Raw genomic sequence first — 25808 nt, 5'->3', positions numbered from 1 at the left:
ACCTATGCTGGGCAAATGCCCGTAATCTCGACCTCCGCCATCCGACGAACCGCGTTGGGAGCCGCCGGGGCCGCGGTGGCCGGTGTCGGCTACGCCTCGTTGATCGAACGAAACGCCTTCGTGCTGCGCGAGGCGACCATGCCGGTGCTGCAGCCGGGTTCGGCATCCCTACGGGTGCTGCACATCAGCGATCTGCACATGATGCCCGGTCAGAAGCTCAAGCAGCAGTGGCTGCGTGAGCTCGATCGGCTGGAGCCGGACCTGGTCGTCAATACCGGCGACAACCTCTCGCACCAGAAGTCGGTGCCCGCGGTGGTCCAGGCTCTCGGCGGATTGCTTTCCCGCCCAGGTCTTTTCGTTTTCGGCAGCAATGACTACTTCGCGCCGGTACCCAAGAACCCGATGAAGTACTTCAAGAAGGACCACCGCCGCGTATACGGCGCGCCGCTGCCGTGGAAAGACCTGCGCGCGGCGTTCACCGAACGTGGCTGGCTGGATCTGACCCATGTGCGCCGCGATGTCGAGGTGGCGGGCATCCGAATCGCCACCGCGGGTGTCGACGATCCGCATCTGCAGCGCGACCGCTACAACACCGTCGCAGGCGCCCCGAATCCCCTGGCCCAGCTGAGCATCGGTCTGACCCACTCGCCGGAGCCGCGGGTGCTGGATCGTTTCGCCGAGGATGGCTACGACCTGGTGATGGCCGGGCACACGCACGGTGGTCAGCTATGCCTGCCCGGATACGGTGCGCTGGTGACCAATTGCGGCATCGATCGCTCCCGGGTGAAGGGCGCGTCGAAGTGGGGCGACCACACCCAGCTGTACGTCTCCGCCGGGCTCGGCACCTCACCGTGGGCGCCGTACCGCTTCTGCTGCCGACCGGAGGCGACACTGGTGACACTGGTCGCCGCACCACCGAGGCGGCCGCTTACCGATAGCGGGCAGGGCGTTTCGGCCTCGGAGGCCATCGCCCGCTAGGGTCGCTTGCCGAGACTTGGATGTCAGGCAGGGGACAGCGGTGAATGGATTCGACGACCGGCGCAATGACCCGACGGTTCTGGGACAGCCCGGTGCGGCGCATCAGCAACAGCCGTATGGGCCAGGGCAATTCGGCCCCGAAGGGGACGACGGTGGGCAGACACCACCGAACCAGCAGTGGGCTCCCCCGCCCAGCGCGGCGCACCCCGAGCCGACAGTCCACTGGCAGCCCGCAGCGCCGCCGCAACCCGACCCCACGCTGCAGTGGCGGCCCGGCGGGCAGCCGCCGCTGAATCAGCAGTGGGGGTCCGGCAGCGACCAACAGCCGCCGCCGGACCGGCAATGGCAACCCGCCCCGGATGGGCCGACGCCACCGACCCACTGGGCTCCCGGCGGATCGGCGCACTTCGAACCCACCCTCCTACGACAGCCCGCGCCCGGTGCACAAACACCACAGAATCAGCAATTCGGTCCCGGCGCGGGCGAACAGACACCACAGAACCAGCAATGGACTCCCACTCCGAGCGGGTCGGCCCAACCCGAGCCGACCTATCAGTGGCAGCCCGCGCCCGGCGCGCAGAACCAGCAGTGGGGATCCAGCGCGGGCCAGCAGACGCCGCAGAGCCCGCAATGGGCCCCGAGCTCGACCGGATCGGCCCAACCCGAACCCACCCTTCAATGGCAGCCCGCAGCGCCGCCGCAACCGGAACCAACGCTGCAGTGGCAACCGAGCTCCGGAGCGCAAGCGCAGCCGGAACCCACTCTTCAATGGCAGCCCGCCGCACCGGCACAACCCGCCCAGTACGGCGAGGTTCCCCTGATCGAGCAGTTCCCCGCGAACCAGTACGGCGCTGCGCCGCAGGCCTACGGCGCGCCGGTCCAGCACTTTCCGCCCGGCTACGGTCCGCACGGCCGGCCGAGCGGCGGTCACGGCAAGGCGTGGCTCGCTGCCGCAGCGGCGGCGATCGTGGTCGCCGGTGGTGCGATCGCCGCGGTGGTCGTCGCCGATCGCGGGTCGGACGACACTCGCGCGCAGGACACGTCACCGTCGATGGTGAGTGCGCTGACGCCCACGGCGGGCGCGCAGCCGTCGGCGACGAAGCCGACCGGCGCCAAGCCGGCCCCGACCGGGACCGGCACCCGCAACGAACCACCGGTCGTGCCCGGCTACCAGGTGGTCGTCTCGCCGGACCGCGGCGCGGCCTATGACGTGCCCGCCGACTGGACCGTCGCCTCCGAGGGCACCATCGGCGGGTTCGGCGAACCGCCGAATGCCGTCGTCGGCAAGGGGTACGCCAGCGAAGGCAAGAGCTACTGCCCAGGGTCCACCCGCACCGTCTCGTTCCTGACCGGCTCCAAGGATTCCGATTCGGCAAGTGCCGCAACGGAAGTCGGCACCAAGACCGCGAAGCTGGCCTACCACGACGCGCCGGCGACGCCCAGCGGCGGCCAACCGCTCAGCTCGTTCGACGGCAGCCAGCACGGCATGTTCGTCGAGACAAAGGGCACCATTCCCCAGGCCAAACCGGGCTGCGCCACCGAATACTCGGTCTACACCTTCGCAGCACCGACCGAGAACGGCAGCTTCGTCATGGTGATCGCCGCCGACACCGGGGTGCCCAAGGCTGTCGACGTCGCGACCGCTATGCAGATCTTCTCCAGCGTCCGCGCGCACGAAGGCTGATTGACCTGCCGGTTTAACGTCTAGACCCTCGCTGTTGTAAGCTACCTCAGGTTCAACAACGGGGTGTGGCGCAGCTTGGTAGCGCGCTTCGTTCGGGACGAAGAGGTCGCAGGTTCAAATCCTGTCACCCCGACTCGTTGGTTGAGACGACAGTCAGGCCCCTGACCGCTTCGGCGGTCGGGGGCCTTACTCGTGTGTGGGTGCCCTGCTGCTGTGGTGCAATGCCGACGGCGGAAAATCGTAAACAATCCGTAAACCGGTTCGTCCAAGCTGAAGGCACAGAACACAGCGGGCCGGACGGACCCGCTCAACCGAAGGAAAGCACCCATGCGCAAGCTGAAGCTCCAGGTCCAGATGACCGTCGACGGCTACATGTCCGGCCCGAACGGCGAGATGGACTGGATGACGTTCCCGTGGACCGACGACCTCGGCGCCTACATCGGTGCGCTCACCGCCCAGGTCGACACCATCGTGCTCGGCCGCAAGCTCGCCGAAGGGTTCATCCCGCACTGGGCTTCCAACCCCGAGAGCGAGCCGCAGGTGGCTATCGACCAGATGAACAACACGCCCAAGGTCGTGATCTCCAACAGCCTCGCCGAGTCACCGTGGGACAACACCGTCGTCGCGGGCGGTGACCTCGCCGAGATCATCAACAAGCTGAAGTCACAGCCGGGTGGCGACATCATCGTCTACGGCGGCGGCACCCTCGTCTCGAACCTGATTGCTGCGAGCCTGATCGACGAGCTGCACCTGTTCGTCAACCCGACCGCGATCGGCGCGGGCTTGCCCGTTTTCGGCAACCCGGGCGCCAACAAGCAGTTCAGCATGGTCGCCGCCACGCCCTTCGAGTGCGGGATCACCGCATTGCACCTGGAGCCGAAGCGCGCCTGACCGGCGCAAGAGGTGTTGCGTCGAGCCGTACGAGGCACACTCAAAGCCTGCGGAACGCATCGGCCTCGAGCAGTCCGGCGGCAAGCAGAATCCGGAACGCCGCGGACTTTCTGGCGCACCGGTCGATATGGCATTGGCGATGGCGCTGGAGTACCCGGCCGGCTTCGATGACGGTGAACGGTACGTCCGGCGCTTCGTGCAGCCAACCGGCAGACCAGCCCTCCCCGATCAGCCGCTCGTGTTCGACCCTCCGGTGTCCACCGCGGACACCGAGGCGGTCTCGGGAGGGGGCAGGCCACCACACCGCCGCGGCGATGACCGCCAACAGCCCGGACACCAGAGAACCTCCACGAGGCTTCTCTTTCGTGGCGCCCGGCGCCGGGGGCTGTTGCCACCGGCCGGCGACTGGAGTCGGTCGGTGTGCCGCCGGGGCGGCGTCGACCCGGCGCCGGGGCTATCCAATAGCCTTGCGCGGCAATGTGTCCTGCGATAGCGCAATGGTGTTGCCAGGTGTTGCCTTGTCCTCCCGGTTACCCGGTCGACGCTGTGAACATTTGTCCACCCGGCGTTCGCTCGAAAATCCCACGGCGGTGAGGAGACGCTTACCCCTTGCTAACTTGCGGACATCTCGGCGAAACGCGAGGTCCATAGCGTATACATGCATGTCGACAAGGGTGGCCACACTGGCCGATGCGGCCGGGCGGCCATTGCGGGACGTGGTTTATACGGCGCTGCGCGGCGAGTTGATGAACGGTGACATCAGGTTCGGCGAGCGGCTGACCGAACCCAAGCTCGCGGCGCGGTTCGGTATTTCGCGGACGCCGATCCGCGAGGCGCTGACGGTGCTGTGCTCGGATGGGTTGCTACAGCGGGAAGAGTACGGTTTCACACCGGTCCGGCCGAGCATTCCGCTGATTCGTGACCTGTACGAGTTGCGACTCACGTTGGAGCTGGGCGGAATTCAGCGAGCGATCGACAATCCCGCGGTCCGCCATGACCACGCGTTACTGGAGGCCGAGCGTGCCGGCTGGCTGGAGTTGCGCGCCGACCCGCCGGAGCAGGAGCCGGGTTTCGTGGTCCGTGACGAGGAATTCCATGTCACCTTGCTGACCGCGGCGGGCAACGCCGAACTGGTCCGGTCGTTGAAGTCGGTGAACTCACGAATCCGGCATGTGCGGATGTACGACTTCATGGTCAACAACCGGATCGAGACCACCATATCCGAGCACCTCGGCATCTTGGATGCGGTTCTGGCAGAAGATCTTTCGCTGGCATATCGCCTGCTGCACACCCACATCGGCGGCTCCCTTGATGTGGTGCTCGATCGGGTGACACGGGCCATCGCGGCGATGTCCCTCGCAACTGAATAAGGAGTAACGGTGACACTGGATTTCGATACAGTGCTCGTCGCCAATCGCGGCGAGATCGCGTGCCGGGTGATGCGGACGGCACGCGCGCTCGGGCTGAAGACGGTCGCGGTCTACTCGGATGCCGACGTGGGCGCGGCCCACGTCGAAATCGCCGACGTAGCAATACATCTGGGGCCGAGCGCCGCCGCCGAGTCCTATCTGCGCGCCGATCGGGTGATCGAGGCCGCCCTGTCGGCAGGCGCAGGTGCGGTGCACCCGGGCTACGGATTCCTTTCGGAGAATGCTGATTTCGCCGCTGACGTAGCGGCCGCGGGCATTGCCTTCGTCGGTCCGACACCCGAGCAACTGCGCATCTTCGGCGACAAGCACACCGCACGGGAGGCCGCCCGGTCGGTGGGAGTGCCGCTCATCCCGGGCAGCGGCCTGCTCGATTCGGCCGATCACGCCGTTGCCGAGGCCGAGCGGATCGGCTACCCGGTCATGCTCAAAGCGGTCGGTGGTGGCGGCGGCATCGGCATGCAGGCCTGCAGCACCGCCGACGAGGTGCGCGCGGCGTTTCAGCGGGTGCAGCGACTTGCCGCGACGAACTTCTCCTCGACCGGCGTGTTCCTCGAACGCTTCGTCGCGCGGGCCAGGCATGTCGAGGTGCAGTTGTTCGGCGATGGCTACGGCCGGGTCGTCAGCCTCGGCACCCGCGACTGCTCGCTGCAGCGGCGCAATCAGAAGGTGATCGAGGAAGCTCCCGCTCCCGGTCTCGGTGTGGAACTGTCGGAGCAATTGCTTGCGGCCTCGCGTGAGCTGGCGCGGTCGGTGGGGTATCGCTCGGCGGGCACCGTCGAGTTCGTCTACGACACCGACCGTGGCGCGGCGTCGTTCTTGGAGATGAATACTCGTCTGCAGGTGGAGCATCCGGTCACCGAGGCGGTCACCGGCATCGACCTGGTGGAATGGATGCTGCGCTTGGCCGGTGGTGACACCTCGATGGTGGACGAGCTGCCCGAGAGCGGTCCCGTCATCGAGGGTTGGGCCGTGGAAGCACGGGTCTACGCCGAGGACCCCCGACACGATTACCGGCCGAGCGCCGGGCTGATCACCGCCGCCACGTTCCCGGCGCAGACCTGGGTGGGCGGCACGGACAATGATCCGATGTCGAAAACCCTCGACGAAGCCACCCGATCGAGACGCAAACCAAGCACCAGCACCCGGATCGACACGTGGATCGACACCGGTACCGAGGTCAGCCCTTATTACGACCCGCTGCTGGCGAAGGTGATCGCGGCCGGGCCCACCCGTGCGGCGGCCTTCGCGGAATTGGTCGACGCGCTGGCCGCAACCCGCGTCTACGGGGTGCAGACCAATCTCCCGCAGCTGCGCGCGGCCGGCGCCGATGCCGGAGTGCTGAGCGCGCAGCACGTCACGACGACGCTGGCCGACATCCGCCCGCATGGCCGTCGCATCGATGTCCTGCGCGCCGGGACCATGACGACCATCCAGGACTACCCGGGCCGAATCGGCCTGTGGCAGGTGGGAATTCCACCCTCCGGCCCGATGGACGACCTGTCGTTCACCCAGGCCAACGCCGCCGTCGGGAACCCGGTGGGCGCGCCCGCGTTGGAATGCACCCTGCAGGGACCACAACTGCGCTTCTGCGAACCCAGCGTCGTGTGTGTCACCGGCGCCCAGGTCGAGATCACCGTCGACGGACGGCCTGCGGACATGTGGCGGCCGATCTCCGTTGCGGCGGGCTCGATTCTGGATGTCGGCGCACCGACCGAGACCGGACTGCGCACCTACCTCGCGGTGCGCGGCGGCATCGATGCGCCGCTCTATCACGGCAGTGCGGCCACCTTCACCCTCGGCGGTTTCGGCGGCGTCACCGGGAAAGCCGTTGTCGCAGGCGATGTTCTCGGTGTGCTGCCGCCGCGGCCCGACCTCGCCGAACCGCGCGAGGTCCCGATCGAGGAACGACCGGAGTTCACGCACGTCTGGCACCTGGCCGTCGGCGAGGGCCCACAGACCTCCCCCGCCTATTTCACCGACACGGACATGGCCCAGTTCTACGCGCATCCGTGGAAGGTCGGCAGCCACGCGAATCGCACGGGCATCCGGCTCGAAGGACCCAAGCCGACCTGGTCACGCACCGATGGCGGCGACGCCGGGCTGCATCCGTCCAATCTGCACGACAACCCGTACAGCGTCGGCACACTGAATGTCTCGGGCGACACTCCGATCCTGCTCGGCCCGGACGGCCCGAGCCTCGGTGGATTCGCCTGCCCCCTGACGGTGATCTCTGCGCATCGCTGGAAGCTGGGCCAGTTGCGCCCGGGCGACACCATCCGATTCGTGCCCGTCGGCGACGCGGCGGCCGCCGCGCTTCGGCCGTCGGAATCCGGCTCGAACATCGCACGCGCGCGCGACACCATCGCGAATCCTCTTGCCGGACTGCATGATCGCGGGATACTCGGTGCGCTCGACGCGGACGCCGATCGACCGCGAGTTGCCTATCTGCGCGGCGGCGATGACAACATCCTGGTCGAATACGGCGACATGGTCCTCGATCTCGGTCTGCGCATGCGGGTGCACGCCCTCGCCGAGGCGCTGGCGGGCTCCGGACTACCCGGCATCATCGATGTCACGCCGGGCGTCCGTTCGCTGCACATCCACTTCGATCCCGATGTGCTGCCGCAGCATCGGCTGCTCGGCACGCTGATCGACCTCGAGCGTGAACTGCCCGCCACCCACGAACTCGTCGTGCCGAGCCGCACGATCCGGCTCCCGCTGTCGTTCGACGACCCGTCCATCGCCGCGGCGATCGACCGCTACCGCAGCGGTGTTCGCGACACCGCGCCCTGGCTGCCCTCGAATACCGAATTCATTCGCCGCATCAACGGACTCGACAGTGTCGAGGACGTCCGCTCGGCGGTCTTCGACGCGGAATATCTCGTGCTCGGCCTCGGTGATGTGTATCTCGGTGCGCCGCTTGCCGTTCCGCTCGACCCGCGGCACCGCCTCGTCACCACCAAATACAATCCGGCGCGCACCTGGACCCCCTCGGATGCGGTCGGCATCGGCGGCAAGTACCTGTGCGTGTACGGCATGGCCTCCCCCGGTGGCTACCAGTTGATCGGCCGGACCGTGCCGATCTGGTCGAGCTACCGGCAGTCCGCGCCGTTCGAGGCGGGCACGCCCTGGTTGTTCCGGTTCTTCGACCGCATCGTGTGGGAGGAGGTGAGCGCGGAGCAGCTGCTCGACTATCGCGCCGCCGCGCAGGCGGGCCGATTCGACGCCGAGGTGAGCGAGGGCACCTTCGCCCTCACCGATCATCTGCGCATGCTCGCCGACAATGCCGACTCCATCGCCGAGTTCGAGACCAGGCAGGCCGTCGCCTTCGCAGCGGAGAAGAATGCCTGGCGGGCTGCCGGCGAGTTCGAACGCGGCTCGACGGTCGAAACCCCGATCGAACCCGCCGTCGACCCGCTGGCCGGGCTGCCGCCGAACGCGACGGTGGTGACCGCACCGATGATCGGCAATGTCTGGCGGGTCGAGATCGAGGTCGGTCAGTGGCTGGCCGCGGGCGCGCCGGTCGCGATCCTCGAAGCCATGAAACTGGAACTACCGGTGCACAGCCCGGGCCCGGGCACGGTGCTGAAGGTACTGGCGACCCCCGGCGCCAAAGTGGAACCGGGCACCCCTCTAGCCGTGATCGGAGTCGACTGAATGACCGCAGGCGTCCTAGGCAACATCGCAGCGCAGCCGCAGCGTTCGCCCACCGAACGAGTCGCCGCCGCCTATCGGCGCATCGCCGAGGTGGATCGACAAGAGGTATGGATCACGCTGCGCGAGGAAGGCGACGTCGCTGCCGACGCGGCCGCCGTCGAACAGCGGCTCGCCGAGGGTGCGGCGCTGCCGCTGGCCGGGATCTTGGTGGCGGTCAAGGACAACATCGATGTGGCCGGGCTGCCGACCACCGCGGCCTGCCCCGAATTCGCCTACCCCGCGACGGTCACCGCGGCGGCCGTGCAGCGGTTGGTCGCGGCGGGCGCGATCGTGCTCGGCAAGACCAACCTGGACCAGTTCGCCACCGGCCTCGTCGGCACCCGCAGCCCGTACGGCGCGGTACGCAATGCGCACCATCCGGAGCTGATCTCCGGCGGTTCGAGTTCGGGGTCGGCGGTCGCGGTCGCGCTGGGAATCGCGGATATCGGCATCGGCACCGACACCGCGGGGTCGGGCCGGGTGCCCGCGGCACTGCACGGCATCGTCGGCATCAAGGCGACGCTCGGCGTCATCCCGACCCACGGCGTCATTCCGGCGTGCGCCGACTACGACGCCGTCACGGTCTTCGCCACCGACCTCGATCGGGCCGTCGTCGCCGCGGCCGTGATGGCCGGGCCGGAGATCCGTGATCCACGCAGCCGGAGCTGGCCCGCGGACGTCCATCTCGCCGCGCCGGAGCAACTGCGCCTTGCCGTTCCACGCGCCGAGGATCTGGCGACCCTGAGCGAGCCCTACCGCGAGGCCTTCGTCCGAACCGTCGTCGCTGTCACCGATTCCGGAATCGCCACGCAAGAAGTCGATATCTCGGCGCTGCTCGACGCGGCCCGGCTGCTCTACGACGGCGCGATCGTCGCCGAACGCTATGCGGCGGTCGGCGAGTTCCTCGACACCGCACCTGCGGGCGCGGATCCGACGGTGACGGCCATCATCGATGCCGCACGCGCGACGACCGGTCCCGGATTCGCGGACGATCTCGACACCCTCGCCCGGGTGCGAGCCACGGCCACCGCACTGCTCGCCGACTTCCACGGACTGCTGTTGCCGACGACCACCGAGCACCCGAGTATCGCCGCGGTACAGGCGGACCCGTTGGGCATCAATCGGCGGATGGGCACCTACACCAACTTCTGCAACCTGCTGGACATGGCGGCGGTGGCCGTCCCCGGGCTGCCCACCGCGGCGGGCTTGCCATTCGGGGTGATGGTCGTCGTCCCCGCCTTCGCCGACCAGGTCGCGGTCGATATCGCCGCCCGCATCGTCGGCGCCGACCCGCCCCCCGCGCTGGTCGATCGCGGTACCGAACTCGCGGTGTTCGGTGCGCACCTGCGTGGCCAGCCGCTGCACTGGCAGTTGGAGGAGATCGGGGCCAGATTCGCAGGCGAGATCACGACGACCGCCGCCTACCGGCTTACTGCGCTGGACACCACGCCGCCCAAGCCCGGACTTGTCCGGCACGGCGACGGTCTCGGTGCGCCGATCCTGGGCGAGCTGTTCCGGGTCTCGGAGGCCGGCCTCGGCCGCTTCCTTGCCGCGTTGCCCGCGCCGATGGCGCTGACCAGCATCGAATTGTCCGATGGGCGTTCGGTTATCGGTTTCGCCTGCACGTATGACGCCGCCGAGGCGGCGACGGATATCACCTCGTTCGGCGGCTGGAAGGCTTATCTCCAGCGCCAGAACTAGGCCGGCTCCGCACCGGCAGCGCCCGGGACACCCGCGGGCGCTGCTGGTTGCGGGACCAGTGCGGCAAGGGCAATAGCGAAGTCGTCACCGGTCGGCAGCGCACCATCCGGATTGCTCAGCCACTGGATCGAAAGACCGTTCAGCAGCGTGTAATACAACCGGCCGACCGCATCGGCCTGTATCTGTGACAGCTCCGGGTACACCTTGCCGAGGATTGCCGCGATTTCACTGACGGCTTGCGCACCGGCCTTTTCCATGTAGCGTTTCCCATCCGACGATCGATGGACCCGGATGATGTTCTCTGCAGACGCGACAATGCCTTCCCTGTTGCGAAGGAAGATCGCGCCGATGCCTGCCCAGGTCGCGGCAAACGACTCGGCGAGCGAACGTCCCGCGCCCACTGTCCGGATCAGGTTTTCCAGTTCATCGTCGATGCCGTCGCCGATCGCCTCGGTGATCGCCTCGCTGATCAATTGGTCCTTCGATCCGAAGTGGTACCCGATCGCCGCCAGGCTCACCCCGGCGGAATCCGCGATGTCGCGAGCCGTGGTCGCCGCGAATCCGCGCTGGTAGAGGCAGGTGCGCGCCGCCGTGAGCAGCTCTTCTCTGTTTCCCATGCCTTCACTGTACGTTCGTCTTGCACATTTGTACTAGACAAATGTGCAAGACTCTGTTAAACATATGTCTAAGACATTCGAGTCAAAGCAAGGGATCAGAACATGAATGCCAACTCCGCCACCCCCACCGACCAGCCTCGTGTCCTCGTTTCCGGCGGCGGTATCGGCGGCAATGCCGTTGCCCTGCAGCTGCTCCGGGCCGGCATCCGGGCCACCGTGGTCGAGCGCGCCGACGCGCCCCGCCCCGGCGGTCAGGCCGTCGACCTGCGCGGGCCGAGCAGCGAGGTCGCGGAGCGGATGGGCCTGATGCCCGGCATCCGGAAGGTCCAGCTCGACGAGCGCGGCATCGTCATGGTGGACAGCGAAGGCAAGGAGCTGCTGCGTATGCCCGCCGAGATGTTCGACGGCAAGGGCGCCGTGGCCGAAATCGAGCTCACCCGCGGTGACCTCAATCAGGTACTGCTCGACGCGCTCGCCGAAGCGGGCGGCGTCGACTACCGCTACGGCACATGGATCACCGACATCAGCCAGGACGACACCGGCGTCGATGTCACTTTCGCCTCCGGCAGCACCGAACGCTTCGACATCGTGATCGGCGCGGACGGACTGCACTCCACCACCCGGCGGCTGGTGTTCGGCATGGAAGAGGAGTTCTCGACCTATCTCGGTGGGTACATGTCCTTCTTCACGCTGCCGACCCCCGCAGGCACCGAAGACAATTGGTTCACGATGAACTCGCTGGTCGGCGCGACCAACGTCGGTCTCCGTCCCGATTACGACCCGACCACCTGCAAGGCGATCATCACGATGCGCACCGACGCCGATCCGGCACTGCGCCGCGATATCCCGGCACAGCAGCAGCTGATCCGCGAGCGGCTGGCAGGCGGCGGCACCATTGCGAACACGGTGAGCGATGCCATGGCCGAGGCGGGCGACTTCTACTTCGACGAGCTGGCGCGCATCGACATGCCGACCTACTCGAAGGGCCGCGTCGTGCTGCTCGGCGACGCGGGCTACTGTGGCTCGCCGCTCACCGGTCAGGGCACCGCGATGGCCCTGGTCGGCGCGTACGTGCTGGCCGGCGAAATCGTCGCACACGCCGGTGATCCGCAGCAGGCGCTCGCCCGCTACGAAGAGGTGCTGCGGCCGTTCGTCGCCAAGGCGCAGGAGCTGCCGCCGGGCGGTCTGAAGGCGATGACCCCGAAGACCCGCTTCGGGATTCGCGCGGGCCATATGGTCAGCAAGCTGATGACCGCCAAGATCATGAAACCGCTGATGATGAAGATGCTCAGCGGGACCGACGCCTACGACCTGCCCGACTACTCGGCACAGACCGTCGGGTAATCGCCCGCCGTAGGAACCAACCATGACCGGCACCGTCCACCACGGCGCCGGTCATGGTCATTCGATGACGGTCCGCTCGTCGAGCAGGAAGGGCAGCAGGAAGTTTCGCAGCATCGCCTGCTCCTCGTCCGCCCCCGCGCCCGGCAGCGTCAGCAAAGAAACGACCACCCGCACCACCCACTGCCCGAGCATCCGCGCCGCGGCCGCGGCCAATCGTGGACGATAGCCCGCGACGAAACCGGTGCCGATCGCATCGATCACGTGCGACGAATTCGACAGCTGGGCAACGATTCCGGAGTTGGCAGGCTCGAACCACACCGCGAGGTGCGGCGTCTTGCGCACCTCGGCGAGCACCGCGGCAACGCCGTCGAGCAGCTGCTCGGCACGGTCGGCGCTCGCATCGTCGGGCCGATCGCGCCACACCCGCTCGACCAATTGCCGCGCCTCGCGACCCGCGAAGGCCACATACAACGCCTGGCGATTGTCGAAGTAGCGGTAGAGCGTCGCCCTGGAACACCCTGCAGCATCGGCGACTTCGGCCATACCGACCCCGCTGACACCCTTCTCCAAGAACAGCGTGCGCACCGCGTCGAGGATGCGTTCGGACGCCAGTTCGGCCCGGCCGTCGGCCAACCAGTCACCGTTCATGCCGTGCACCGGAACGGGATCGTGGTCGGTCTGCGCACGTACGGGCCCGATGCATACTGGACCGCATCGATGTCGACGACGTAGTCGGGAAAGCGATCCAGCAACTCCGCCAAGGCAACTCGGGCCTGCATCCGCGCTGCCGCCGCACCGAGACAGTGATGGGGGCCGTGGCCGAAGGTCAGGATCCGCTGGGGATTCCGGTCGATGTCCAGTTCCTCGGCGTCGGTACCGTAGGCCCGGTCGTCACGGTTGGCCGCGCCGTAGACCAGCAACACCTTGCGTCCCGCGGGCACCGTCGTGCCGTGCAATTCCACCTCTCGGGTCGTTGTCCGGGCCAGTCCCTGCACAGGCGAGGTCAGCCGGGCGAGTTCCTCGATCGCGATCTCGATGCGGTCCTTGTCGGCCACGAGCGCCGCACGCTGCTCCGGGTGCTGCTGCAGCAATTGCACTGCGCCACCGAGTAATCCGGTTGTCGTGTCATTGCCGCCCGCGACCATCGTCCAGGTGTAGGCAAGGATCTGGACGAGGCCGCGCACATCGTCGTCGTCCGCGGCCAGGCCCGCCTGCACCAAGAGCGACACGGTGTCGTCGCCCGGGTCGGTGCGACGCCGTTTGATCAGCTCGGCGAAGTAGCCGAGCATCTCCATCGAAGCCTGCTGCGCATGGGTGTTACGCGCGTCGATACTCCCCGCAACCACCGCATCGGTCCACCCGTCGAAGCGCCCGCGATCCTCCGGCGGCACCCCGAGATAGTGCGCGACAACCATGCTCGGCAGCGGCTTGAACAGTTGCTCGACGATGTCGCCCCCACCCTGCTCGGCCAGCTGATCCAGGCGTTGCCTGACGAAGCCACGCACCACCGGCTCGACGTCGACGACCTGCCGCGGCGTAAACCCGCGCGCAACCAGTCGCCGAAATTCGGTGTGCACCGGCGGATCCTGCATCACCAGCGGCGGATTGTCGGTCAGCCCGATCTGCTCGAGCTCCCCGTACTCCACTGTCAGCCCTTCGCTGGAGGAGAACGTCTCCGTATCCCGCACTGCCGCATACACATCCGCGTGCCGCGTGAGCACCCAGTAGTTCTGCTCGGGCCGCCCCTCCGGCACCACATGATGCACCGGATCCTGCTCACGCAGCGCGGCATACATCCCCCACGGCGACTTCCACGTCGTACCCGACCGCAGTTCGAACCTCGGAGCATCACGATACTCTTGGAGCAACATGTACTGACGGTAAGACAGATTCAACATTTTGTCTACCGCGTCCCGGAGGTCCTGAATCTGGTGTTCCGCATCAGAACGATTCCCATGTCCCATCGTCGAGGAGCCGATGCGCCAGCTCGACGAACGCGTCGGCTGTCGCCGGGTTGGCAATGTGCGCGTCGACATCCACATCGAGAATGACCTGTTCACGCCATTGCAGCACGGGCTCCACCGGTGTTGTGCCCAGCAGTGCGCTCGCGCCCAGCCGATTGCTCGAGGCGAGCCGTTTGAGCACTTCGTCTTGCTCGGCCAACCATGCCGCCTGAGCAGGGTGGCTCATCATGCTCAGCGCGGCGACCGATGGGACTGCTGTTCGGACATACCGAACCGATTCGAGCAGACACACCGCATCGTGCCCCCACTCCCGACCGACCCGCAGCAACCCGTTCGGGCCGTGCACCAGCCCGGCCGCCGCCAAAATGTGCTGCCTGCTCCAACGATGGAACACCAGCCAGCGCACGGTATGCGCTCGAAGTTGCGGCAGCGCAGTGGCTCTCAGCGCCAACTCCAATGCGGCCGAACGCCCTGCGCTGAGGTCGACAACGACCACCTCGAATGTGCGCTCCAATTGCGACAGCAGATCCGCGCACCGATGCACCATGCCGTCGTTTACGGTCAGGAATTCGGCACCGCCCTTGTCGCCGGGAAACAACACCAGCTTGGCCGCGCGAGAAGCCGAACTGCGCAAGGCAGCCCGGTCGGTCATCGCATGGACATCGACTCCGGCAGGAAATCCGACACTGCCGAGCAGATACGAGTGCAGTCCGCCGGAAGTCGCGCCACGTGCGACATCGTCGATCTCGAACAATGCCCCGGCCGTCGGCGAGCCGAACGTGAAGTCGAGATATGCCACGTCCTTGCCGCTCAGGCAGAGTCGGTAGGCGAGGTTGCAGCTGGTCACCGATCGACCGGCGCCGCCCTTGTCGGAGGTCGAGAAGACGAGCATGCGCACTAGCCTCTTTCCGCGTCCCGGCGGGCATACGCCAGCTCATCGAGCCCGATCAGGGCAGCGCTGGCCAGACTGAACGCGGTGGCGGGACGGGTGTCGAGCAGTTGCCGCGCCCGATCCAGCTGCCCGAGCTGAGCGTCGATGAGAGCGCGGTCGTCGGCGGAACGCAGGTGGCCGCCGGCGGCAAAGACCGGTTCTCCCTCGGGGCCGGTGTAGCGGGTGAGGTAATCCTCGAGCACGCCGACGGTGACCGCCCCGATCTGCAGGGGCGGGCCGAGCGACTCCAGCGCGGAGCTGACGTCGGCGGCCATATCGTCCGGACTGTCGAGCGCGAACGCTCCGATCTCGGTGGCCGGATACAGCAGACAGAGCAGTTGTTGCGCATCGCTGATCGAGTTGGCGCCATCACACCCACCCCACTCCCACGTTCCCTCGTGATAGCAGGCGGCCAGCATCGACCGCCAGAGGTCCAAGAGCTGTTGCCGTGGCCGAATACGCATCAGCCCCCCGTTCTCCATGCCGCGAACACCGACGTCTCCGAGTGTGCGCCAACCCCGGTGAGCAGAGCAGCTGATCGGCGCACAATGTTCGGCGATCAGATTCTGAAACGGACACCGGGGCAGGTAATTCCGTGACCGCCTGGCCGATCGGCGGCGACCAGGGCCGCAACGTCACAACTACACACCGAGTTCGGTGAGCAACTTCTCGATGCGAGAGCCGATGTCGTCGCGGATAGGGCGGACCTGCTCGATGTCGAGTCCGGCCGGGTCTTCGATGATCCATTCCTCGTAGCGGGGACCGGGCACGAGCGGGCAGGTGTCGCCGCAGCCCATGGTGACGATGACATCGGCGGCGCGAATGATTTCGTCGGTCCACGGCTTGGGGTATTCGTCAGCGATGTCGATGCCGATCTCGGCCATGGACTCGATCGCGGCCGGGTTGAGGGCGCCACTCGGGTCCGAGCCGCCGGACCAAGCGACGGCGCGCCCCTTCGCGAGGTGGGTGAAATAGCCGAGGGCGATCTGGGAGCGGCCCGCGTTGTGCGTGCACATGAACAGCACGGTCGGACGAGGTTGCGGGACTTTACCTTCCACCTTGGCCAGGGCCTGCAGACGCTGCCTGCCGAATCTTTCGGCGAGCAGTGGCAGGTAGATCGTCACCGTGGCGCGGGCGGCGAAACCCTCGTATGAGCGGTACAGGAAGCGGTGGATCGTTTCCTGATCGAACATGGTCGCGAACTCTTCGCGCAGCCGGAACTCGGCGTTGTCCAGGGCGGTCTGATGATCGAGGGACAGCAGGCGGTACGGGGTCGGAGTGGCTGAGCTTTCGGTCGGGTCGGACGCTTCGGGCTGAGACACCTTTCCAGACTGTCAGCCCCTGATCAGGTCCGGCAAACGAACAGCCGGTGACACCGACCACGTTCGGTGGAAAAGCGGCCGGGCCGGTCACCCCTCGTGAACCGGCCCGACCCATACCTGGGTGGGATCGTCGGCGTGCACCGAATGGTTACCTTCGGCAGTGGCGGTTGCCGGTCAGCTCCTGGAAGAGCCATCCGAAAGTGTCTGCGCTCTAACGAAAGCCGGCCGGACCGGTCACCCCTCGTGGACCGGTCCGGCTGGCCTTTTCCCTGGGCGTGACCTGTCAACCCCTCGAAGACAGGTCGTGCCCGGTTCCCACCCCCCGGTGGTGGCTTATTTCCCCCTGGCGCTGCCTACTGGCAGTACTCGAAGGTGCCGAGGACGGTGCGGCCGTCCTTGATCTGGTAGCCGGTGGCGTAGAGATCTGTGCTGGCGACGGGGTTCTCCCCGTCCGGCGCCAGCCACTCGACCTGCTGGATGACCTTGTAGGCGTTCGGGTCGTTGCGCAGCACCCTCAGCTCCGCGCCGTCCATGTCGGCAGCCTTGGTGTCGGTGGCTTTGCCCTTCTCCCACTCGCTCGCGACGGCCAGGGTGCCCTTGGCCGCGTCGTAGACGACGGTGCGGTACCGGATCAACTGGTGTTCGCCGGGCCGATAGCCTGCCTGCGCGTAAACGATGGGGGCGGCGATCTCGATCTCGATGCGATCGCTCCGGTGGGTGCAGGTGGCCTGACCGGTGAGCGCGGCGCCGGGGTGGCCGGTGGTGTCCGCGATCGCGGTGCCCGCGCCGAACACCAGGGCGCCTGCGGTGGTCGTGAGGGCGAGGGCGGTGGTCAGCTTGCCGATCATCGTCTGTCCTTGTCGGGTCCGGGTGATTGTTTTCCGGTGTGTTCCGGTGTTGACACAAACAATGCAGCCCGGGGCTTGGCACGCCCTTAAGAAGATCTTGTAGGCACAAGATCGCAGGTAGAGCCGTCGATATCAGCGGGAACCGGTCGAGTTACCACCATGTGAGCCCGAATCGGCGGATGATGGAGATGAGGGCGCCAAGGAGATTGGAGCGGCGATGGAAACCGTGGTCGTGTGGATACTGGCTACCCTGCTGTATTGGTGGGGCCTGCTGTAGTGCGGTGTAGCCGCAGCCTGTGACGAACAAGCTCCGCCCCTGGCTGGAACAGCCAGGGGCGGAGCGGTTTACAGCGCGACTGCCAGTCGATGGATTCGGCGGCTCCGCCTCGGCCCCGTCCGGGCCGACCGCATCGGACTTGCTTTCACGCATCAGCATCAGCGCCAGCGCGGCCGGCCACGCGGACCGCACAGGCTGCGGCGACGGATGCGAGTTCAACCGACCCTGGCCCGACACCGCACCGATCAGCCCGAATGTCGGCGACCGGTTTCGCCGATGGGGATCATCCGGAGCCCAGGTCTTCGCGGGCGCGCTCGGCGATCTCATCCACGGCGGTGTCCGTCGAGAATCTCTCGATCGCCGATATTCCCACGGTCGAGATTCGACGCCATTGGTCGTCGTCGGTAAACCGACCCCGGTATTGATCGAGATGGTCCCGGACGACCTCCAAGGACTCGGGGCCCACGGTGAGCGCCCGCAGCGTCCTATCCCAGCGGGCGAGGGCTGGGCCCATCTCGCTGCCCACGATACGGACCGCGGTTTCGGCACGTAGCAGGATTTGCATCGGTTCGAAGAGCTTGTCGAATTCCGATGACAGGTACACGAAATCCGGTGGATGGAGCTGCAAGGCGGCGCGCAGACGACCCAGCTGCCCTACGAGGCCACTGTAAGCAACAACGAAATCCACGTAGACGGATTCGCGATTCGACCGGACGGCCTGCGCTGCCGCGAATCGCTGCTGCCGGTCCATTCCCGTGCTGCTCACGTGGATAGATGACCACGCCGACGCGCTGGCCGAGATCACAGCCGAGACAATCGCGGTGATCAGCGCGTACCGCCCGCTGCGCTTCGCGAGTTCCAGTTGGCGCTGGAGGGCTGCCAGGTCCGACGACGACACCTCCGGAGCCGGCGGTTCGGGCGGACCGACAGGCTCCTGGCTAGGGTTCGGCGATGCGGTGTCGTCGTCGGCAGCCACTGGGTCAAGCTACGTCGCACGGGTTGCTCGGGGAACCGGACTCGCTCGAAATCGACCGTTCCGATTTCGAACAGCAACCTTGGTTCCGGGGGGGCGAGGACGAGGGTGAGCTGTCGAGGATCAGCGCAGGGATTCGGTGGCGAGCTTGGTGGCGTCGGCGATGACCGCGTCGTCTCCCGTGGCGTCCGCGGTGCCTTTGCGGGTCAGCACCGCGATGACGATCGGGGCTCGGCCGCCGTCGGGCCAGGTGATCGCCACGTCGTTCAGGCAGCCGTAGGCTCCGGTGCCGGTCTTGTCGCCGGTTGTCCAGTTGACGGGGACACCGGCGCGAATTCGCTTGTTGCCGGTGGTATTCGCCTTCAACCAGGAAATCAATCGGTCACGCTCCGAGGTTCCGAGTGCATCGCCGAGGACCAAGGCGCGATAGTCGGCGGCGAGCGCGGCTGGGGTGGTGGTGTCCTGTGGATCGCCGGGGACGGCGGAGTTGAGTTCGGGTTCCCACCGATCCAGCCTGCTCACCTGGTCGCCGAGTGTGCGCAGGAACGCCGTCACCTCCGCGGGGCCGCCGAGTTCGCGCAGCAGCAGGTTGGCGGCGGTGTTGTCGCTGCGGGTGATCGCCGCTTCGGAGAGCTCGGCGACCGACATTCCGGTGGCGACTTTCGTGCTGGTGACGGGCGAGTTCGCGACGAGGTCGGCCTCGGTGAACTGGATGACGCGGTCGAAATATCCGGTGTCGAGCGGATGCGCCTTCAGCAAGGCCGCCACGGCAAGGGTCTTGAACGTGGACAACAACGGGAAACGCTGGTTGGCGCTGTTCGACACGGTTTTGTCGGTGGCGGTGTCCACGGCGAACAAACCGATTTGGGATTCGTAGCGCATCTCCAGGTCCGCGATCCGCGCGGCGGCCTGCACCGGCGCGGCCGTGCTCGGAAGCTCTTGCGCCGCTTGCGAATCGGTGCCGCAGGCGGCGAGTAGTGGAAGCGCGAGCGCGGCGGCGATGACTACCCGATAGTTACGTGTCAGCCGAAACATGCCCTCACTGTGTCAGGCGGTCGGGTAGCCGAACAAACGGGCCTATGCCCAGATGGCCCGTGAGACACCACGTAGCACGCAGCACCACTTCCCGACGGGGTCTCCTCTGCCCGGATCACGACCATATTGTGAAAAGGCGCAGATCAGATGGCATTTTCTAGTGCAAAAGCCGGTCCTGCTCGATATTATTAGAACATGAGTTCGAACGGTGAAGTAGCCGAGCAACGGGTCGCCGACCCGTTGCTCAGCGCCGTCACCGACCTGCTCGAACAACCTCTCACCGGTCTATCCGACGACAAAGTCACCCAACTGCTGCGCGATGTCGAACGCAGCGGCCGAATGCTGGCCGCCCTCGCCAATCGGTTGACCGTCGAGGTAGTCGAACGCCACATTCCCGCCCGAGCAGGCGCACACGGACCGAGGGGATTCCTGATGGAAACCCTGCGCCTGTCCAGTCAGGAAGCGGGCCGCCGTATCGCCGCAGCGCACTGCCTCGGCACCTGGCGCGACATGTCGGGGGAAACGCATGAGCCACGACACCCTCGGACCGCTGCCGCCCTGGCGGATGGCGACATCTCCGCCGACCATGCCAACCGGATCGCTGCGATATTGAAGCGAGTCCCCGGTTCGACCGCGGACCCGGAATTCGAAGCGGCCGAAGAGGTTCTGGCCGAGCACGCCCGCACCGGTTCACCCGACGATATCGCCAAGGTCGGCGATGCGATCCTCGCCTACCTGGACCCGGACGGAAAGCTCACCGACGACCAGGATCGCAAGCGGATGCGCGGGATCATGATCGGACGCCAGCGCGCCGATGGCATGTCCTCCCTCCGCGGCGAGCTCACCCCCACTCTGCGCGCCTTGCTGGATCCCGTGGTCGCCAAGTTGGCCCGGCCCGGCATGAACAACCCCGACGATCCGGAAAGCCCTTCCGGCGATTGCGAATACGTGGACCGCGAAGCGATGGTTGCCGCGGCCGCACGCGATACCCGCACCGCCGCGCAGCGCAATCACGATGCCCTGGTAGCGCTGCTGCAACCCGGGATGTCGGCCGACAAGCTCGGCGCACATCGCGGGCTCCCGGTCTCCACCATCCTGACGATGAGCATCGCCGACGTCGAACGCGCGGCCGGAGTCGCGACCACCGCGACCGGCGGCACCGTCCCCGTCGCTGAAGCGTTGCAGCTCGCCGAACGGTCACAGCCTTTCCTTGCGGTGTTCGATCACCAAGGAATGCCACTACATTTCGGGCGCGCCAAACGACTCGCCACCGCGGCACAGCGGATGGCATTGATCGCATCCGTACGCGGCTGCACCCGCCCCGGCTGCGATGCCCCCGCCAGCCTGTGCGCCACCCACCACGTGACCGACTGGATCAAGGGCGGCCCGACCGATATCGGCAACGAAACCCTGGCCTGCGATCACTGCCACGCCCTCGTCCACGATGGGCCGGGCGGCTGGAAAACTATTGTGCTGGGACCGGATTCGCAGCACCCGGGCCGCATCGCATGGATCGCCCCGCCACACATCGACCCCACCCGAACACCACAGATCAACCATCGCCACCACCCCGGCGAACTCCTCGCCGAAGCGATGGCCCGCATCCATCATCGCGACGAACAACAGCGACAACAACACCGCCACCGGCTGAAGCAACTCCAGCGGCAAGGCAGTCATGCGGCATAAACACCAGTCCGAGGGACCCGCGCACGCACCCACCACAGACCAGCTGCCGCGCGCATTGAACTGGCCGCCCACGCTCGCCCAGAGCAACAATGCCTGTGCGTCGTCACTCCAAAATGCCCGAAACGCAACCGCAGCCAGTCGACCACGCTGGAAGCTGTGTGCCTGCTCACCCAAGCCCCGGCAGAGCAAGTCGTGTACAGCACACGACGTACCCAGCACTGCTCGGAAACCCTGGGAAGGCGCGCCTTGCTGGACGTCTCCGAATTGCTTTCCGCGCCTGAGGCCCACTGCTGTGCATTGGCCGACGCAGATGACACCCGGCGCGAACGCCCCACACGCCACTGCTCCATCGCAACGCCTGAAAGCTGAGCACACAGAGCACGGCAGGTGCACACCTAAAGAGGTAAGCACCTGCCGACGTTCTGGTCTGCTACGCCGATGCGCCGTTCAGTCCTGCACGCACGCCTTCCTCGACCCGCTTGCCGAGATCGGAGTCCACGTTCTTCCAGTACTCGAAGACCCGGCTCAGCACCGGCTCCTGCACCCCACCGAGCACGTGGCCGACGATGTTGTTCACCAGGCGATCTCGCTGGTCATCGTCGAGCACCTCACGTACCAAGGTGCCCGCCTGGGTGAAGTCGCCATCCTCGGCGTGCTCGAGGTAGCCCGCGCGCACGACCGTGGGATCGAACTCCCAGATGCCGCCATCCGGCGCCTGTTCCGGGTCGGCGTGCGGGCCGCCGAAGGAATTCGGCGCGTACACCGGCACACTCGCGTCGTTGTACTCGTAGCGCATGGAGCCCTCCTTGGAGTAGGAGTTCACCTCGGCGGCCTTGGCACGGTTGGGCGGCAGCTGCGCATAGTTGGTGCCGATCCGGTAGCGGTGCGCATCTGCATAGGCGAACACCCGGCCCAACAGCATCTTGTCCGGCGAGAAACCAATGCCGGGAACGATATTCGACGGCTCGAAGGCGGCCTGCTCGATGTCGACGAAGTAGTTGCCCGGGTTGCGGTTCAGGGTCCACTTGCCGACCTCGATCAGCGGGTAGTCCTGGTGCGACCACACCTTGGTCAGGTCGAACGGGTTGAACCGGTAGCCCGCGGCCTCGGCAACCGGCATGACCTGCACGTGCACCGTCCAACTCGGGAACTCGCCGCGCTCGATCGCGTCCCAGAGGTCCTTGCGGTGATAGTCGGCGTTCTCGCCGGCGATCCGGTCGGCGTCGGCTTGGGTCAGGTAGTCGATGCCCTGGTCGGTCTTGAAGTGGTACTTCACCCAGAAGCGCTCGCCCGCAGCGTTGATCCACTGGTAGGTGTGCGAACCGTAGCCGTTCATGTGGCGGTAGGTCTTCGGGATGCCACGGTCACCCATCAGCCAGGTCACCTGGTGCGCGGTCTCCGGGCGCAGGGTCCAGAAGTCCCACTGCATGGTGTGATCGCGAAGTCCGTTGCCGGGCAGGCGTTTCTGGGACCGGATGAAGTCGGGGAACTTGATCGGGTCGGTGATGAAGAAGACCGGAGTGTTGTTGCCGACGAGGTCGTAGTTGCCGTCCTCGGTGTAGAACTTCACCGCGAAACCGCGTGGGTCGCGCCAGGTGTCGGGGCTGCCCTGCTCACCGGCCACCGTGGAGAAACGCACCAGCGACTCGGTCCGCGCACCCGGCTGGAACAGCTTGGCCTTGGTGTAGCGGCTGACATCGTTGGTCACAACCAGCTCACCGTAGGCGCCCGCACCCTTGGCGTGCACGATCCGCTCCGGCACCCGCTCACGGTTGAACTGGGCGAGCTTCTCGATGAGGTAATGGTCGTGCAACAGGATGGGGCCCTGGGCGCCCGCGGTCAGCGACTCGTCGTCGCTCTGCACCGGGGTACCGGTGTTGGTGGTTGTCGGCTCGGTCATGTCGAAGCCTCCTCGGTTGATGGAACAAACGTCCCGGGGATGGGCTGTCCCGGGCTGTCGGGGTGACTACCGTTCTCGGGAACGACAGGTACTGCACAGACCCCAGAAGACGACCTCTGCCTCATCGATCGTGAAACCGTGGTCGTCCACGGGTTCCAGGCAGGGGGCGCTGCCCACAACACAGTCCACGTCCACGACCGTGTCGCAGCTTCGGCACACCAGGTGATGGTGGTTGTCTCCGGTACGGGTCTCGTAGCGCGCGGCCGAACCTGCCGGCTCGATACGCCGCAGGATTCCGGCGTGCACGCAGGCCCGAAGCACGTCGTAGACGGCCTGTGTGGATACCGAACCCAATGCTTCCCGGACCGTGGCAGCAAGCCGATCGGCGTCCGAATGCGGTCGGGCTGCGACCGCATCCAGCACCGCGACCCGCGGGGCAGTAACCCGCAGGCCTGCCGCGCGCAACTGTTCGCGCGGATCGGTGGTGTCGGTGTGCATGCCCACGATGGTTGCTTCTTTTCTGGAATTAGTCAAGAGAATGATTTTCTCAAGTAACCGCATCTCGTAGGCCGAGAGCGTGCCGTCGCCCGTGGCGTGGATCACATTCGACGGTGCGGAATAGATCGCAGCGCAGCACGGTTGACCACCCCTGTCGGCGTCCGGACAGCCCCGGGCCTCACCCCTTTTGTCGCTTCGAGCGACCACTCGCCGAGAGGCGCTTGTGGGACGTCGGCACCGAGTCGTGACGCTGGCGTGGCGTCCGGCGGCTCAGCGCCGCCAGGTCTGACGATCTGGCGGCGTTTCGCATATTCGGTGATGCTCCGATTCCGAGCGCTCGATTCGTGGTCCGCGACACGGTGGTCGAGGGATGCGGCGGTGGCATCCCTCGCCATCACCACGATCGATGCCACCGGTGTGCAAAAAGTCCGAGCTCGCGACGCGCGTCATCGGCACGGTCGCCGCCGGGGCGCCTGGGTTGTGGGCGTTGACCAAGCCGGAACGTAGTCAGCGGCAACGGATATACCCGATCAGATCGGGGCGCCGAGTGCTGGAGGCGGCGGAACTGCTGTGCACCCTCGGGTAACCCGGCAATTCGGCCTCCTCGTAGCGCCAAATTTTTGCCCGGCCGACGCTCAGCCTGTTGCCCAGTGCATCGGGTGTCGGCACGATAGCCTTTGGCCATGGGGCGTTTCTACGGATTCCTGGCAGGAATCGCGGCGGTATCGCTGGTGGCGGGGAGTGTGTTCGCCGGGAGTGCGCAGGCGACCTCGGCCGAGCAGAGGACCTGCGGGGTGTCGTCCGGGCGGGAACCGGAGCGGGCGGCGCCGGAACAGGTGGGGCTGGATTCGCAACGGCTGGCCGAAGCCGTGGCCTTCGCCGGCGAGCGGAATCGGTTGAATGTGCAGGTCTTCCGGCACAACTGCCTGATCGGCGAGGGGCCGACGAACGATCGAACCGGAAACGTCGCGTGGAATATCTGGAGCGCGACCAAAAGCGTGGTCTCGGTGCTCGCCGGAATAGCTTGGGACCAAGGCAAGCTCGACATCGATGCGCCGATCGATCGATATCTGCCGCCGGGACTCGGTGACGAAGTCCATCGGTCGATCACGGTGGAGAACCTGCTCACCGAGAGCTCGGGCATGCGCGTCGGAGTGCTCACCGAGGGCATTACGGGAGTGATTCCCATCGACCCGAACAGCGCGGTGCAGGCGCTCGGTGTACCACTGAACGACCCGCCCGGCACGGCGTTCAGCTACAGCCAGCGCAATGTCGACCTGCTCGCGTATGTCATCGAATTGGCGGTCGGCGAACCACTGCAACAATTCGCGCAGCGGGAGCTGTTCGATCCGCTCGGCATTGCTCGCGGCGATTACTACTGGGCGCGCGATCGCGCCGGACACACCTACGGATACGCGCACCTGATGATCCCGCCGAACGATTTCGCGAAGCTGGGCCTGCTGGTGAGCAACAACGGGCGCTGGGGCACCGAGCAACTCGTGTCGCAGGAGTATCTGCGGCAGGCGCGGCAGCCCTCGGCGACGAACAGTTGCTACGGGTACCTCTTCTGGACCGGGCCCGGGTGCGCGGAGACCGCCACCTTCCTACCCCCCGATGTGTATGCGATGTCCGGGCTCGGCCTGCAGGACGTCTTCATCATCCCCAGCCTGGACCTGACCGTGGTCTGGACCGGGGCCTACGGGAACGTCAGCCGCCAGGGCCTGTCCGGAATCGTGCAGAACATCGCGGAACTGCCGTACGAATTCTTCCGCAGGCTGTTCGCCGCGTTCGACGAAAGGCCGCTCCCCGACCCAGGTCCCTACATCGAGCCGCCGGTGCGACTGGATCCGAGCCGATTCGTCGATAACAACATCCTGCTCGCGGTCTTCGGAATCGGGCCGGCGGCATATCCGGGCTGCAATGTCTTCGCCTGCCTGAACTACCCGCTGGCCCCACCGTTCGCGGACACCGCGCCCGGCTGCGTCATTCTGGTATGCCTCGGCCCCGATCCACGCACGCCCGGGATTCGCTGA

General features: G+C 66.6%; 21 protein-coding genes and 1 tRNA gene. 10 read left to right on the top strand and 12 right to left on the bottom strand.

All coding sequences use genetic code 11. From position 1 onward, the window contains the following. Positions 1–15: 15 nt before the first annotated feature. The 4 genes from OHA42_RS07035 to OHA42_RS07020 all read left to right on the top strand — a co-directional run bounded on the left by OHA42_RS07035 (position 16) and on the right by OHA42_RS07020 (position 3553). Positions 16–978: a metallophosphoesterase gene (locus OHA42_RS07035; protein ID WP_328408358.1), complete on the top strand. Its 963-nt coding sequence runs from the start codon at positions 16–18 to the stop codon at positions 976–978. A 40-nt stretch (positions 979–1018) separates the two neighbouring features. Further along, entirely contained in the window at positions 1019–2662 is a 1644-nt protein-coding gene (locus OHA42_RS07030; RefSeq protein ID WP_406235538.1) for a hypothetical protein, read from the top strand. A 59-nt stretch (positions 2663–2721) separates the two neighbouring features. Next, positions 2722–2795 (top strand) — tRNA-Pro (locus tag OHA42_RS07025). Positions 2796–2989: 194 nt separating this feature from the next. Beyond that, positions 2990–3553 (top strand): dihydrofolate reductase family protein, encoded by a 564-nt coding sequence (locus tag OHA42_RS07020; RefSeq protein ID WP_406235537.1) that lies wholly within the window; start codon positions 2990–2992, stop codon positions 3551–3553. Positions 3554–3593: 40 nt separating this feature from the next. On the opposite strand, the gene OHA42_RS07015 is transcribed toward OHA42_RS07020, so the two are convergent. After that, positions 3594–3890, bottom strand: a complete 297-nt coding sequence (locus OHA42_RS07015) for a hypothetical protein (RefSeq protein WP_406235535.1) — start codon at positions 3888–3890, stop codon at positions 3594–3596. Positions 3891–4215: 325 nt separating this feature from the next. Here OHA42_RS07015 and OHA42_RS07010 point away from each other — a divergent pair, with 325 nt between their 5' ends. From OHA42_RS07010 to atzF, 3 genes are all read left to right on the top strand, one after another. Further along, a complete protein-coding gene (locus tag OHA42_RS07010; protein WP_406235533.1) occupies positions 4216–4923 on the top strand; it encodes a GntR family transcriptional regulator in 708 nt (235 codons plus the stop codon). Positions 4924–4992: 69 nt separating this feature from the next. After that, positions 4993–8640, top strand: a complete 3648-nt coding sequence (uca, locus tag OHA42_RS07005) for an urea carboxylase (protein ID WP_406239151.1) — start codon at positions 4993–4995, stop codon at positions 8638–8640. After that, positions 8641–10380: an allophanate hydrolase gene (gene atzF / locus OHA42_RS07000; RefSeq protein WP_406235532.1), complete on the top strand. Its 1740-nt coding sequence runs from the start codon at positions 8641–8643 to the stop codon at positions 10378–10380. It begins immediately after the preceding gene. Here atzF and OHA42_RS06995 read toward each other — a convergent pair. Next, entirely contained in the window at positions 10377–10997 is a 621-nt protein-coding gene (locus OHA42_RS06995; RefSeq protein ID WP_406235531.1) for a TetR/AcrR family transcriptional regulator, read from the bottom strand. The genes atzF and OHA42_RS06995 overlap by 4 nt on opposite strands. Before the next feature lie 102 nt (positions 10998–11099). On the opposite strand from OHA42_RS06995, the gene OHA42_RS06990 reads away from it, so the two are divergent. Continuing rightward, positions 11100–12341 carry an FAD-dependent monooxygenase gene (locus tag OHA42_RS06990; protein ID WP_406235529.1) on the top strand — a complete coding sequence of 414 codons (1242 nt, stop codon included), beginning with the start codon at positions 11100–11102 and terminating at the stop codon, positions 12339–12341. 57 nt (positions 12342–12398) lie between these two features. On the opposite strand, the gene OHA42_RS06985 is transcribed toward OHA42_RS06990, so the two are convergent. The 8 genes from OHA42_RS06985 to bla form a co-directional block, all read right to left on the bottom strand. After that, complete coding sequence (locus tag OHA42_RS06985; RefSeq protein ID WP_406235527.1) at positions 12399–12989, bottom strand: TetR/AcrR family transcriptional regulator; 591 nt, start codon at positions 12987–12989, stop codon at positions 12399–12401. After that, entirely contained in the window at positions 12986–14212 is a 1227-nt protein-coding gene (locus OHA42_RS06980; RefSeq protein ID WP_406235525.1) for a cytochrome P450, read from the bottom strand. The genes OHA42_RS06985 and OHA42_RS06980 overlap by 4 nt, the downstream gene beginning before the upstream one ends. Positions 14213–14282: 70 nt before the next feature. Next, positions 14283–15197: an SCO2523 family variant P-loop protein gene (locus OHA42_RS06975; protein ID WP_406235524.1), complete on the bottom strand. Its 915-nt coding sequence runs from the start codon at positions 15195–15197 to the stop codon at positions 14283–14285. Positions 15198–15202: 5 nt separating this feature from the next. Then, positions 15203–15718 (bottom strand): hypothetical protein, encoded by a 516-nt coding sequence (locus tag OHA42_RS06970; protein ID WP_406235522.1) that lies wholly within the window; start codon positions 15716–15718, stop codon positions 15203–15205. Between the two features lie 159 nt (positions 15719–15877). After that, on the bottom strand, positions 15878–16558 hold the full coding sequence (locus tag OHA42_RS06965) for an arsenate reductase ArsC (RefSeq protein ID WP_406235520.1): 681 nt from the start codon (positions 16556–16558) through the stop codon (positions 15878–15880). 353 nt (positions 16559–16911) lie between these two features. Then, positions 16912–17406 carry a hypothetical protein gene (locus tag OHA42_RS06960; protein WP_406235518.1) on the bottom strand — a complete coding sequence of 165 codons (495 nt, stop codon included), beginning with the start codon at positions 17404–17406 and terminating at the stop codon, positions 16912–16914. A gap of 560 nt (positions 17407–17966) precedes the next feature. Next, positions 17967–18659 (bottom strand): hypothetical protein, encoded by a 693-nt coding sequence (locus tag OHA42_RS06955; RefSeq protein WP_406235516.1) that lies wholly within the window; start codon positions 18657–18659, stop codon positions 17967–17969. Between the two features lie 120 nt (positions 18660–18779). Then, positions 18780–19691 (bottom strand): class A beta-lactamase, encoded by a 912-nt coding sequence (gene bla / locus OHA42_RS06950; protein WP_406235514.1) that lies wholly within the window; start codon positions 19689–19691, stop codon positions 18780–18782. 195 nt (positions 19692–19886) lie between these two features. Here bla and OHA42_RS06945 point away from each other — a divergent pair, with 195 nt between their 5' ends. Then, entirely contained in the window at positions 19887–21377 is a 1491-nt protein-coding gene (locus OHA42_RS06945; RefSeq protein WP_406235512.1) for a DUF222 domain-containing protein, read from the top strand. Positions 21378–21807: 430 nt separating this feature from the next. Here OHA42_RS06945 and OHA42_RS06940 read toward each other — a convergent pair whose 3' ends face one another. Continuing rightward, a complete protein-coding gene (locus OHA42_RS06940) occupies positions 21808–23277 on the bottom strand; it encodes a catalase (RefSeq protein ID WP_328408330.1) in 1470 nt (489 codons plus the stop codon). A 66-nt stretch (positions 23278–23343) separates the two neighbouring features. Next, positions 23344–23775, bottom strand: coding sequence for a Fur family transcriptional regulator (locus tag OHA42_RS06935; RefSeq protein ID WP_406239149.1), 432 nt, complete (start codon positions 23773–23775; stop codon positions 23344–23346). 683 nt (positions 23776–24458) lie between these two features. On the opposite strand from OHA42_RS06935, the gene OHA42_RS06930 reads away from it, so the two are divergent. Continuing rightward, entirely contained in the window at positions 24459–25808 is a 1350-nt protein-coding gene (locus tag OHA42_RS06930) for a serine hydrolase domain-containing protein (RefSeq protein WP_406235510.1), read from the top strand.

This window comes from Nocardia sp. NBC_01009 (assembly GCF_045208035.1).
In the GTDB taxonomy this organism is placed as follows: Bacteria; Actinomycetota; Actinomycetes; order Mycobacteriales; family Mycobacteriaceae; genus Nocardia.
The sequence above is the reverse complement of the archived record's forward strand: the minus strand, read 5'-3'. Positions and strand labels throughout refer to the sequence as shown.